Source organism: Promicromonospora sp. NPDC050880, from assembly GCF_044456525.1.
In the GTDB taxonomy this organism is placed as follows: domain Bacteria; phylum Actinomycetota; class Actinomycetes; order Actinomycetales; family Cellulomonadaceae; genus Promicromonospora.
Map to the genome: position 1 here is coordinate 21,786 of NZ_JBITFV010000003.1, position 12,010 is coordinate 33,795.

Here is a 12,010-nt window from a genome sequence, read left to right on the forward strand (position 1 = left end):
CCTAGTCAGAATCCACAGACGCGTCTTGGTCACCGCGACTGCGGCGCTGAGTCAGGGACATGATTCACGGTCGAGGGTGCCCACGTCGAGTCCCCATCGCCGTTCTTGCCGTTCTCGTGCTCCGACTTGCCCTCGTCCACCGACTCCGACCGGCCACGCGCGGTGGCCGACTGGAACGCCGAGAGACGCGAGCGAAGCTGCTCGGGATCACGATCGATGCGAGCTGAGAGGCGCTCGACAGTCGGGTCCGCCCCGGTGCCGGAGGCACCACGCGTACGACGGGTCAGACCGCCGCCCACGCTCTCGGCGCTGACCGATGCCGGGCGGTACGAGTCGTTCTCCTTCACGTCATCTTCCTGGAATGCCCCCCGCCGAAGCAGGCTCGTCATCTCCTCGTAGAGAACCGCCGAGGCCGTCCACTCCGAGCGAGCCTCCACCGAGTCCCGCACGTACTCCGGGTCGAGTGGGTCCTTGCCGTCACCGTCCGTACCGGCGGCACGCTTGGCGAGCGGTGCCGGCGAACCGTACGTCGGGTCGTACACAGCGCCGGTCGGGTACGGCTCGCTGAACTCGCGGACCGGGGACTGGACGGGCTGCTGCGCGGTCGCCATCGGCACGGCCTGGGTGGCCGGCGCCGACGCGAACGAGGTGGGCGCCTGCTGGGGCGCCGGGGCCGGAGCGGCCGCGGCGCGCGGGGCCGCGTCGACGAACGGGTTCGTCCCCTGCGCCGGCGCCGCGGTCTGCGCGGTCGGCACGGGCACCGTGCCGCCCGCGGGTGCGCTGGGCACCGACGGCATCGCCGACGTCATCGACTCCTGGACCGCCCGCTGGTAGCCCTCCTGGTAGCCCCGCTGGTAGGTCGGGTCCTCCAGGGGCGGCTGAGGTGCGGCGGGGGTCTGGGCCGGGAAGGCGCCGGTCCTCGGGCCGCTCGCCTGCGGGGCGGGGGCGCCCTGCGGCTGGATCAGCGACTGGAAGTCCTGCGGCTGGTTCGGGACGTAGACGTCCTGCGCCTGGTTGGGGACGTAGAAGTCCTGCTGCTCCGGCGCCTGGAAACCCTGCGCCGGGAAGCTCTGCGTCTCCACGCCCGGGGCGCCGAAGCTCGGCACGCCGGCCACCGGACCGCTCACGGCCTGGACCGGACGCGATGCCGGACGCTCCTGCGGCTGGTAGGCACGCAGCTCGCCGGTGGCGGGCTGACCCGGCCGGCGGCCGAACAGCCCACGCTTCTGGGCGGGCTTGCCGCCCTGCGGGGACGCACCCGTCGAGCGACGGCTCGGGAGGTCCGCCATGAGCTCCTCGAACGCGGGCAGCGCCTCGAAGGACGAGTCGGGCCCTTCCGGAGCCTCGGCCCCGAAGCCCTGCGACAGCCCTCGGTCGCCCTGGTCCTGCCGGCCGAAGCTCTGGGCCGGGGCCGGCGCCTGCGGGCCGTTCGCGGCCGGGAAGCGCATCACGTCGGTGTCGGACATCCCCGGCAGCGCGGCCGGGTCCTGGGTGACCGGGTCGAGCTGCAGCGACTGGGTGCCGCCGCCGTCCGCCGGGTCGATGGTGCTCAGCGAGCGGAAGCTCGAGAAGAGGGCGCTGCGCTGGTCCACGTCCACCGCGGCGGGCGTGGTGTCCTCGAAGACCGGCGCCACCGGCTCCGCCGGCTGCGGCGCACGCTGCCGGCTGGGGAGCGAGCTGCCCTCGGAGACGTTCGACGGCGGGGCCCAGGCGTTGTCGTCACCCTGGTACTCCTGCGGGAGCGACGGCGTCTGGATCTCCGGGAGGACGATCGATCCGGTCGGTGTGGTCTCCGCGACCGGCTGCGCCGCCGTCGAGCTGCGGCGCCGGGCCAGGCCGAGCGCCGTCGTGCCGTCCGTGAGGGACTCGATGTCCACCTGCTGGGCGACGGGTGCCGGCTGGGCCGCGAACGCGGCGGCCGCGATCTGCGACGTGCCGGTCGGGACGGGCAGACCCTGCTGGGGTACGGACGTCGTAGCCGGGCCGGCCGAGGTCACGGCGGGCGAGCCGAAGCCGCTCGTCGGCGCCCCCGCGCCACGCATCGCACCCGTGCCGGGGCCGGTGGCGACCGGGCCGTTGAACTGTGAGGCGGCCTGCTGGGTGTTGGCCTCCAGCGGGTCCGTGGGCATCGGCAGCGGCATGGCGTTGTCCGGCATGAACAGCACCGCCGGGAATCGGACGGTCACCTCGGTGCCGGTACCGCCCTCGCCCGCACCGAACGCCACCTGGGCGCCGAGGCGGTCGGACAGGCGGCCCACCACGTAGAGGCCGAGCCGCTGGGCGCCGACGGCGTCGGACGCGGAGTGGCTGAGCACCTTGCGGTTCGCCTCGGCGATCTCCTCGGGGTTCATCCCGAGGCCGTGGTCGCGGACCACGACGGTGACGTACTGCTCGTCACGCGCCGTGGTGACCTCGACCGGCGTGTGCGGCTCCGAGAACATCGTCGCGTTCTCGAGGAGCTCGGCCAGCAGGTGCGCGGCGTTCAGCGCGTTGTGGCCCAGCATCATCGGGTCGACGACGAGGTTGAGTCGCACGCGGTCGTACAGCTCGATCTCGGAGGACGCGGTACGGATCACGTCGGAGACCGGCATCGGCTGGCGCACGCGACGACCGGAGTCGATGCCGGCGAGGACGAGCAGCGACTCCGCGTTGCGGCGCATCCGGGTCGCGAGGTGGTCGAGGCGGAACAGGTTCGACAGCGTCGACGGGTCCTCCTCCGACCGCTCGAGGTCGTCGAGGAAGGCGAGCTGCCGGTTCAGCAGCACCTGGTCGCGGCGGGCCACGTTGACGAACATCTCGGCGATGGAGCCACGCAGGGCGGCCTGCTCGCGGGCGACGTCGATCGTGGTGCGGTTGACGTCGTTGAACGCCGCGGCGAGCTGACCGATCTCGTCCGACGACTCGACGGTGATCGGGTCGAGGTCGATGCTCGGACCCTGGCCCGGCACCGACACCTGCTCCACCAGGGTGGGGAGGCGGTCACGGACCACGCCGGCGGCCTGCGTGAGGCGGCGCAGCGGGGAGACGAGGCGACGGGCGATGACGAGGGCCATGATGACCGAGAAGCCGAGGGCCGCGATCGCGACGCCACCGGTGAGGTACGCGCGGTTCGCGGCGACGTCGGCGCGCTCCTGGGCGAAGGCCGCCGTGTCCTCGCGGACGGCGTCGCGGACGATGCGGCCCTCCTCGACCCACTTGGCGGACTCGTCCTGGAACGCCTGCACCTGGGCCGGCTGGATGGAGGCGAGGTCGCCGCGCGCGACGTACCCGCGCACGGTGCCGTAGACGCCGTCCATCCCCGGCACCTGGTAGTCGCCGGGGATGCGGTCGAAGAGGTCCTGCGTGCTGTCCCACTCGCGGTCACCCAGGTTGACCAGGTCCGCGGCGCGCAGCGCGAGCGAACGGGAGGCGGCCTCGGCCTGGTCGTCGGGGTAGGCGTTGAAGATGCCCAGGGCCAGCGAGACGATCGGCCGCTCGTACGTGTTGGTCAGCATGAGCTGGTCGATCGCGTAGTAGGCCTCGAGGCGGGTACCCAGGTCGCGGTCCTCGGAGGTGTCCGCGATGGCGTCCATCACCTCGAGCGCACCGTCGATGTACGTACCGTAGGCGTCGGTCGCGACCTGCTCCGTGAGCCGGCCCTCGGCGACCTTCTTCTGCACGTCGGTGATGGCGGCGCGGTCCTCGATGGTCTGCGTGACGGCGTCCTTGACGCGCTGGTCGAGCATCGAGATGTCGATGTCCAGCAGCTCGTCGTCGCGGGCGTCGAGCGCCGTGATCGTCTGGGCCTGGGCCGCCGGGGCGGCCCACACCGGGTTGCCGTCCTTGTCCGTGACCGGCTTGCCGTCCTCCCCGATCTCCGGGGTTCCCTGCAGCAGGGCGAGGCGGGCACCGTCACCGGACTCGGAGTCGTCGATCATCGCGACGATGTTGTACGCGCGCTCCTGCGCGAACGCCGTGCCTGCCTGGTCCTGGTACTCGAGCGCGGCGACGAGATCAGCTGTCTGCTGCGCGCGCATCGCGTCGGCCACCGAGAGGCCGATGATGTACGCCGCTGCGATGACCAGGACGACGGCAGGCGTGACCAGAGTCGCAAGAACTTTCCCGCGCACTCCCAACCTGCGGAACATGCGTACCTCTCTCCATCACTGATCCGGAAGGGTGTGGCGTGCGTGGTGCCCGCCGCGCATCCCTCGGTGCTGCGTACAAGTTACCGGCACCCGGTTCCCGCTGACGACCCTCGTGAGGCCACGCGGAAGTAGGCTTCATCGATGTGCGAGCCGTCACGATATCCGGACCGGGGCCCTCAGGGAAACTCTCCCTCTCCTCGCTGAATCACCCGAATACTGGCCAAAGCGACGTGCTGATCGAGGTCGCCGCTGCTGGCGTCAATCGCGCTGACCTGCTCCAACGGGCCGGATACTACCCCCCTCCGCCGAATGCCCCGGACTGGCCGGGTCTGGAGATATCCGGAACAGTCAAGCGTGTCGGGCGCGGCGTGTCGCGCTGGCGGGTCGGAGACCAGGTGGTCGCGCTCCTCGAAGGGGGCGGGTACGCAGAGCTGGCGGTGGTCCGCGAGACGCAGGTGCTCCCGGTGCCCGACGGCATCGACCTGGTGGACGCCGCAGCTCTCCCCGAGGCGGCCTGCACCGTCTGGAACAACCTCGTGGACGTCGGCCGGCTGCGCGCCGGCGAGTGGGTGCTGGTCCACGGCGGGTCCGGGGGCATCGGCACCATCGCGATCCAGGTCGCCAAGGCACTGGGCGCACACGTGGTCACCACGGCGGGCGGGCCCGAGCGCACGGCCCGGTGCGCGGAGCTCGGTGCCGACGTCGTCGTCGACCACCGGACGCAGGACTTCACGCAGGAGGTGCTGCGCGCGACGGACGGGCGCGGCGCCGACGTCGTGCTCGACCTGCTCGGCGGGGGCGCGCTGGACGCCAACGTCCGCACGCTGGCCCGCGGCGGCCGCCTGGTCGTCATCGGGATGCAGCAGGGGCGGCGCGGGGAGCTCGACCTCAGCGCGCTGCTGGCCCGGCGCGGCACCGTCACCGGCACGCTGCTGCGCTCGCGCCCGCCCGAGGAGAAGGCCCGCATCGTCGCCGACACCGAACAGCACGTGTGGCCGCTGTTCGCCGACGGGCGCGTCCGGCCGGTGGTGCACGCGCGCATCCCGTTCGCCGAGGCGCAGTCGGCCCACGACCTCCTGGAGTCGGGAGAGGCCTTCGGCAAAGTGCTCCTGACTCCGTGATCAACCGATGCCTATATATAGGCATGGCCGGTAATTTCGTTCCGGCGCACAGAATGCCGTGCGGGTGTCAGCCGAATGAGGCAAGACTGGGTCCATGACCGACGAGCGAGCAAACCCCGAGACCGACGAGCGATCTGCCGGCACGCCCGGCCGCCCCGGCGGCCCGACGCCGGTGCACCCCCAGGTGGTGACCCCCGACGGCGCGGCCGTGCCGCCCGACCGTGCGGCCGAGCACGCCGAGGAGGAGAAGGTGGACGAGGCGGAGGCCGTGGTGGGCCAGGTGGAGGAGCCCGCCAAGGTCATGCGGATCGGCGGCATGATCAAGCGGCTCCTCGACGAGGTCCGCGACGCCCCGCTGGACGAGGCGGCACGCACCCGGCTCGCCGAGATCCACGAGCGCTCCATCCACGAGCTGGAGGACGGCCTCTCGCCGGACCTGGTCGACGAGCTGCACCGCATCACGCTGCCGTTCACCGACGACTCCGCGCCGTCGGACGCCGAGCTCCGCGTGGCCCAGGCACAGCTCGTGGGCTGGCTGGAGGGTCTGTTCCACGGCATCCAGACGGCCCTCGTAGCTCAGCAGATGGCCGCCCAGGCGCAGCTCTCGCAGATGCGGCGCGCACTGCCGCCCGGTACGGCCGCATTCGGCCCCGGCGGGCCGGGCGGCCCCACCCTGCCGGGTGCCCAGGACGACGAGGGCGGCGAGCGCCGGACCCCGGGCCAGTACCTCTGAACCTGTACTTCTGGACCGCTACCGCTGGACGGGGCGGTCAGAGGTCGGTGGGATCGACGAGAAACCCGTCCTCGTCGGCGATCTCGCCGCCGGCTGCGCCGTGGATCGCCGCGGCCAGCCGGGCCACCAGCTCGGCCGCGCGCTTGCGCGCGACGCGCAGCTCCATGGCGGGGAACTCGCGCTGCGACTCGACGAGGTCGTGCGGCGCCCAGTGCACCCAGTAGCGCACCGCGCCCTGCTCCGCCCACGGCAGGCCGCGCAGCAGGCGCGGCAGCTTCTCCTCACCGCTGATCTCGATCGACACGATGCCGTCGACGCCGAGCTCCACGACCAGGCCGTACCCGTCGAGCACGCGGGGGCCGGTCAGGGCCTTGATGTCGTAGTCGTCGGCGGCGTCGTGCAGCCGCTTGCGCAGGTCCGGGTCCAGCGGGTCGCCCGGGTACAGCGGCTTGTCGGCGATGCCCTTCGGCGGGCCGCCCCACTCCTGGCCCTCCATGTGGAGGCGGGCCCGCGGGTGCACCTGCTGCAGGATCGTGTGGGCGGCCTGCGGGTCCAGCCAGACGTCGGAGTACACGGTCATGTCGATGGCGGCGCCGGCGTCCGGGGTGAGGACCACTCCCGCGCCGGGCTGCGCCGTCGGGCCGCCCGGGCCGTCCCACAGGCCGCCGACGTCCAGCCGGAGCGAACCGCCCAGCCGACGCGCCACGGCGACGAGCCACTCGACCAGGCGGCGCTCCTCACGTTCGGGCATGCCGCCGGCAAAGGCCCGCCCGACGCCGTCGCGGTCGCCACCGCCCGGGAAGGGAACCTCGCCGCGCTCGCGGTGGCAGACGATGTCGAAGGCCATGGCGGCGCCCGGCGGGACGCCGAGGTCGAAGCCGTCGCCGGCGGGCTGGTACGGGCCGTTGATCACCGCGTGCCGCGAGACCCGCAGCACGCCGACCTCCTTGCCCTGTGCCCGGCGGCCCTGGGGTGCGCCGGCCACGTTGCCCGGGAGGATGCCCGCCGGGACCACGTCCCATCGGGTGGCGGAGAACCGGGAGAGCGCGAGGACCTCGATCTCGTCCAGCTCCACGTCACCCGGCACCGTCAGGACGTGCCGTGCCTGGTGTGCCTGCGCGGCCGTGCGCGGCAGGAGCGGGAGCTGGGGAGAGGCCATCGGGGTCCCTTCTGACGTCCGGATCGCCCGGTCCGTGCCGGGCACCCGGAGCCTACCTCCCGCCGCTGACCTTCCGGACGCCCCGCCCGGCCCGCGGCCGTCACACCGCCGTGCGGTGGAAGTTCTGCGCGGAGCGGGACGCCGTGGGGCCGCGCTGGCCCTGGTAGCGGGACCCGTAGAGGTCCGAACCGTAGGGGTGCTCCGAGGCCGAGGAGAGCCGGAAGAAGCAGAGCTGGCCGATCTTCATCCCGGGCCACAGCTTGATCGGCAGCGTCGCGACGTTGCTCAGCTCCAGGGTCACGTGCCCGCTGAAGCCGGGGTCGATGAACCCGGCCGTGGAGTGCGTCAGCAGGCCCAGCCGCCCGAGGGACGACTTGCCCTCCAGGCGGGCGGCGACGTCGTCGGGCAGGGTGACCGTCTCGTAGGTGCTGCCCAGCACGAACTCGCCCGGGTGCAGCACGAACGCCTCGCCGTTGTCCGCCTCCACGAGGCGCGTCAGCTCGGGCTGGTCCGCGGCGGGGTCGATGAACGGGTACTTGTGGTTGTCGAAGAGCCGGAAGAACTTGTCGAGGCGCACGTCGATGCTCGACGGCTGCAGCATCGACTCGTCGTACGGGTCGAGGACCACACGGTCGGCCTTGAGCTCGGCGAGGATGTCACGGTCGGAGAGGAGCACCCGGCTACGGTACTGGGCCTCCCCGGGCGGCGCCGCCCCGTCCCGGGGAGGCGCCGCGGGCGTCACCGGGCGCCGGTCACCACTGGAGCGGCCGGTGCTTCGCGTCGACCGACCAGTAGCCCTTGCGCATCACGAGGAACAGGACGCCCTCGATGGCACCCCAGATGGCGGGCACGAACCACGCGTTCCCGAGGGACACGGCGGTGATCAGCAGCATGACCCAGCCCAGTCCCTTGTAGCCCAGGTAGAACCGGTGCGCGCCCACCACGCCGAGCAGGATCCCGAGCAACCCTGCGGTGAGCCGGGACTTGCGCCCCGGGACGTGCGCCGGGGGCGGGGTGGGGCGGTCGTAGTCGTACTGCTGCTGGTAGTTCGCCGGGGGCTTCGAGGGCCGCATGGCACGCGTCTCGCGTGCGGGTTGCGCGGGTTCCGGCGGCTGCGGCGGCCGCGGAGGAAGGGGCTTGGTCTCCTGGTAGATCGGCTCGGTCGGCTTCTCGCTGGGGTGCTCGCTCACTGCTGCTCCGGCTGCTCGGCGACACTCGCACGGGAACCGGTTCGGGCATCCGGGCGAGGTTGGGTATGATCAGGTCGCGCGCCAGGTTCACGGGGCGCTGTTGCGGAACCCTAGCGGGATTCGCAAACAGCAGATACCCGGGCAGAACCGGACGATGCGGGTGTAGTTCAATGGTAGAACTTCAGCTTCCCAAGCTGACAGCGCGGGTTCGATTCCCGTCACCCGCTCCACAGGCTTCGCCCCAGGTCAGGATGCAGATCCGGACCTGGGGCATTCTTGTCTCCTGTCACAGGCGGGCGACGCGCCCGGTCTCCAGGGCATGAGTCGATCCACGACGCCGAAGCCCGGCATCGCCCGGGGCACCCACACCATCCCCGTCACCCACGACGGCGCGACCGTCGAGCAGCGCTACCACGTCGCCGGCACCGGACCCGTCTGCGTCGTCCACCCCGGCGGGCCGGGGATCGGCTGGGACTACCTGCGCATGCCGGCGCTCGAAGAGCACCTGACCATGGTCTACGTCGAACCCGTGGGCACCGGGTCGTCCGGCCGGCTCGCCGATCCGCGGGGGTACGACCTGGCCACCTACACGCACTTCCTGCACGCGGTGGTCGAGCACCTGGACCTGCCCTACGTCATGGTGCTCGGCCACTCGCACGGCGGGTTCGTGGCCCAGCGCTACGCCCTGGACCACCCCGACCGCGTCGCCTCGCTGATCCTGTACGACACGTCCCCGGTCACCGGCGGCGACTTCTGGCCGACGGCGGTCGCCGGCATGGAGCGGTTCGCGCGGCGCCACGCCGTCGACCACCCCGAGGTGGCCCGCTACGTCGCCGGCCTGACGGGCCGGTCCGCGCCGTCCGACGACGAGGGGGCGACCCAGGTGCTCCGCCTGATCACCCCGGCCTACTTCCACGACTACTGGGGCCGCGAGGACGAGTTCGCCGCGGGGCGTCAGGCACTGCACATGTACGCGGCACCGGCCTGGGGCGAGGGGCCTGCCTTCGACGTCCGCGCGGAGCTGCCCGGCCTGGCCGCGCCGACGCTGGTGCTGGTCGGCGACGACGACTTCATCTGCGGTCCGCGGTGGGCCCGGATGATCCACGAGGCGGTGCCGGGCTCCCGCCTCGCCGTCCTCGACCGGACCGGGCACCTGGGGCACATCGAGAGCCCCGTGCAGCACGCGGCGGCGGTGCGGGGGTTCGTCACCGCGGTGACGGGACCCGCAGCCTGAGGCGACCGGCCGACGCGGGCGCTGCCCGGCGGCAGCGCCCGCGGTCCGCTACGGCTCCTGGACCCGTTCCCCGTCGACGTAGACCTCCAGGTCCGCGTTCTTCTCGGGCCAGAAGCAGACCAGGCCCGCCACGAGCAAGCCCTCGCGCAGCGGGTTGTCGTACCCCCAGGCGACGTCCGTCAGCTCCAGGCCGCCGGCCCGCACTGTCCAGTACGCCGCCGTGCCCTTGTACGCGCAGTAGCTCACCGTGCCGGTCGGGGTCAGCAGGTCCATCCGCACGTCGACCCGCGGCAGGTAGTACCTCGGCGGCTGCCCGGACTGCACCAGGACCACCGGCCGGCTCGACTCGGCGACCACCTGCCCGCCCGCCACGACCCGCACGTGCCGGCCCGAGGGCATCGCGTCCACCCGTACGTACGGGTCACGGGCGTGGGTGTGGACCACCTCCTCCTCCGCCAGCCAGGTGTCGAGCGCGGACCAGTCGAACGTCACCGTGTCGCGCACCTCCTCGACCGGCGCCTGCGGGTACCGCCGCGCGGCGCCGTCGAGCACGGCATCGCCCACCACGACGTCGAGCATCTCGCTCGGTCCGAGGCTCGGGGACCGGGGTCCCGGCCCCGCCGGGCGCAGCTCGACCCGTACCTGCCCGGGCGAGAAGAAGTACTGGGGGTAGAAGCGGTGCTCCCACACCAGCAGGGGCGGGTCCGCGTCCGCGACCAGCACACCGGAGCGATAGCCACGCACCCGGACCGACCCGGGCTCCACCGTCCCCGGCTCGATCGTCACTGCCCTGCGTACGGCGTCAGCCATCTCTTCGTCACCTCTCGCGGTCGGACGTGGCCCGGATGTCCCGTGAGCCCCCCGTCACGACCTCGACCGGTGAGGGATGTCGCGTGTGACAGGCCGCCTCATCCCTGGCGCGGCGCGGTCACGTGCAACGAGACCGGCATCCCGCGGTCCGCCGCCGGGACCCAGCCGCACCAGCACCGCCACGCCGACCCGCCGTCGTGATGCTCCAGGCGCTCGCCCAGGTGCAGCAGGCCGGCCAGCTTCACGGCGTCCGGCACGCGCGCGGCGACGACGTCGACCGTCAGCACCCGCACCATGTCGTCCTCGAGGTCGAGGTGGTCCACGCCGGCCCGGACGTCGAGGGTCCGGATGTCGAAGACGTGCGCGATCAGCGCCGTGACCCCGACGAGCTCCGCGAGGTGCGCCCCCGGCACGACTCCGGTGACGGCGTCGTCGTGCGCGCCGCCCGTCACGTCGGCCATGCCCGGAGCGGGCGTGCGGTTCTGCGGAGCTCGCCGTAGACGAACGTCTCCATCCCCCGCCAGTAGCCGGTCCAGATCGTGAACCCCGGCCGGGTCGCGGGATAGTCGGTCGCCGACGTGATCTCGAGCTGGGCTGCGATGGCCGCTCCCTCGCTCAGCTGCTCCGGGTGCACGACCAGGTGGTCCCGGAACACCTCGACCCACTTGACGCGCGCGTCCCCGATCTCCTCCAGCAGCGCGCTCGCGCCTGCCGCCGACGCGGTCAGGCTGGCTGCGGTCGCCCCCATCTCCCCCACCTCTCTGTGCCTACCTCTGTACCTGCCTCCGCGCCCTACCTCTAGGCGCATAGACAGCCTCCGGGGCGCCGGAAGACGGCCGCAACCCGTACGCCGAAAAGTTGCGTATACGCACTGGCTGCGGGTTAGGTGGGTTCCGTGTCTAGAGAGGGACGTGTGACTGCCGCAAGCATCGCCAAGGATCTTCGTGCCGCGATCCGCTCCGGGACCTACAAACCGGGCGACCGCCTTCCGAGCGAAGCCGCGCTCATGTCGAACTACGGCGTGGCGCGCATGACCGCGCGCCACGGGCTGTCGATGCTGAAGGACGAGGGGCTCACCGTGACCCGGCACGGCTCCGGCGTCTTCGTGCGGTCCTTCGAGCCGATCGTCCGCGACACCACCGGCGCCCCGGCCGACGCGTCCACCGTGACCGCCGAGACGGACGAGACCGGGGCCGGGCTCGTCGTCCGCACCCTCGCGGTCACCGCCGAGGCCGAACCGCCCGAGAAGGTGCGCACGACGCTCGGGCTCGCCGAGGGCGACAAGGTGACCGTCCGTGAGCGCCTGCACCTGCGGGAGCGCAAGCCGGTCCTGTTCGCCACGTCGTACCTGCCGGCCTCGATCGCCGCAGGGACGCCGATCGCCGCCCAGGAGGCCGGGCCGGGTGGCACGCACGCGCGCCTGAGCGAGGCCGGGTACGCGCCGGTGCGGTTCCGCGAGGACGTGGTGGCCCGCATGCCCTCGATCGAGGAGATCGAGGAGCTGCGCATCGAACCCGGCACCCCGGTGCTGTCGGTCACGCGGACGGCGTTCGCGAAGGACGACACGCCCGTCGAGGTGAGCTACGTGGTGCTCGACGCGGGCGAGTTCATGCTCCGCTACGACATCTAGCCGGCC

The 12,010-nt window shown here is 72.5% G+C and carries 11 protein-coding genes and 1 tRNA gene; 5 read left to right on the forward strand and 7 right to left on the reverse strand.

Features of this window, described 5'->3' with window-relative positions:
- Window positions 1-29 precede the first annotated feature (29 nt).
- Window positions 30-4,127, reverse strand: a complete 4,098-nt coding sequence (locus ACIBBF_RS06865; protein ID WP_397411841.1) for an ATP-binding protein — start codon at window positions 4,125-4,127, stop codon at window positions 30-32.
- 143 nt (window positions 4,128-4,270) lie between these two features.
- On the opposite strand from ACIBBF_RS06865, the gene ACIBBF_RS06870 reads away from it, so the two are divergent.
- Together ACIBBF_RS06870 and ACIBBF_RS06875 are read left to right on the forward strand one after the other, a co-directional pair.
- Window positions 4,271-5,248 carry an NAD(P)H-quinone oxidoreductase gene (locus ACIBBF_RS06870; protein ID WP_397411843.1) on the forward strand — a complete coding sequence of 326 codons (978 nt, stop codon included), beginning with the start codon at window positions 4,271-4,273 and terminating at the stop codon, window positions 5,246-5,248.
- Between the two features lie 94 nt (window positions 5,249-5,342).
- Window positions 5,343-5,981 carry a bacterial proteasome activator family protein gene (locus ACIBBF_RS06875; protein WP_397411845.1) on the forward strand — a complete coding sequence of 213 codons (639 nt, stop codon included), beginning with the start codon at window positions 5,343-5,345 and terminating at the stop codon, window positions 5,979-5,981.
- 37 nt (window positions 5,982-6,018) lie between these two features.
- Here ACIBBF_RS06875 and ACIBBF_RS06880 read toward each other — a convergent pair whose 3' ends face one another.
- The 3 genes from ACIBBF_RS06880 to ACIBBF_RS06890 all read right to left on the reverse strand — a co-directional run bounded on the left by ACIBBF_RS06880 (window position 6,019) and on the right by ACIBBF_RS06890 (window position 8,330).
- Complete coding sequence (locus tag ACIBBF_RS06880; protein WP_397411847.1) at window positions 6,019-7,140, reverse strand: hypothetical protein; 1,122 nt, start codon at window positions 7,138-7,140, stop codon at window positions 6,019-6,021.
- A 100-nt stretch (window positions 7,141-7,240) separates the two neighbouring features.
- Window positions 7,241-7,816 carry a dCTP deaminase gene (gene dcd / locus ACIBBF_RS06885; RefSeq protein WP_397411849.1) on the reverse strand — a complete coding sequence of 192 codons (576 nt, stop codon included), beginning with the start codon at window positions 7,814-7,816 and terminating at the stop codon, window positions 7,241-7,243.
- 76 nt (window positions 7,817-7,892) lie between these two features.
- Window positions 7,893-8,330: a TM2 domain-containing protein gene (locus tag ACIBBF_RS06890; protein WP_397411851.1), complete on the reverse strand. Its 438-nt coding sequence runs from the start codon at window positions 8,328-8,330 to the stop codon at window positions 7,893-7,895.
- A 156-nt stretch (window positions 8,331-8,486) separates the two neighbouring features.
- Here ACIBBF_RS06890 and ACIBBF_RS06895 point away from each other — a divergent pair.
- Together ACIBBF_RS06895 and ACIBBF_RS06900 are read left to right on the forward strand one after the other, a co-directional pair.
- Window positions 8,487-8,560: transfer RNA gene (locus ACIBBF_RS06895), tRNA-Gly, on the forward strand.
- 89 nt (window positions 8,561-8,649) lie between these two features.
- Complete coding sequence (locus ACIBBF_RS06900; RefSeq protein ID WP_397411853.1) at window positions 8,650-9,564, forward strand: alpha/beta fold hydrolase; 915 nt, start codon at window positions 8,650-8,652, stop codon at window positions 9,562-9,564.
- A gap of 48 nt (window positions 9,565-9,612) precedes the next feature.
- Here the strand turns inward: ACIBBF_RS06900 and ACIBBF_RS06905 are convergent, their stop codons facing one another.
- The 3 genes from ACIBBF_RS06905 to ACIBBF_RS06915 form a co-directional block, all read right to left on the reverse strand.
- Window positions 9,613-10,374, reverse strand: coding sequence for a DUF427 domain-containing protein (locus tag ACIBBF_RS06905; RefSeq protein ID WP_397411855.1), 762 nt, complete (start codon window positions 10,372-10,374; stop codon window positions 9,613-9,615).
- Between the two features lie 98 nt (window positions 10,375-10,472).
- Window positions 10,473-10,835 (reverse strand): hypothetical protein, encoded by a 363-nt coding sequence (locus tag ACIBBF_RS06910; protein ID WP_397411857.1) that lies wholly within the window; start codon window positions 10,833-10,835, stop codon window positions 10,473-10,475.
- Window positions 10,823-11,122 carry a hypothetical protein gene (locus tag ACIBBF_RS06915; protein ID WP_397411859.1) on the reverse strand — a complete coding sequence of 100 codons (300 nt, stop codon included), beginning with the start codon at window positions 11,120-11,122 and terminating at the stop codon, window positions 10,823-10,825. Before ACIBBF_RS06915 ends, ACIBBF_RS06910 begins: the two co-directional genes overlap by 13 nt.
- A 165-nt stretch (window positions 11,123-11,287) precedes the next feature.
- Between ACIBBF_RS06915 and ACIBBF_RS06920 the strand changes: the two genes are divergently transcribed.
- On the forward strand, window positions 11,288-12,004 hold the full coding sequence (locus ACIBBF_RS06920) for a GntR family transcriptional regulator (RefSeq protein WP_397411861.1): 717 nt from the start codon (window positions 11,288-11,290) through the stop codon (window positions 12,002-12,004).
- Window positions 12,005-12,010: the final 6 nt, after the last annotated feature.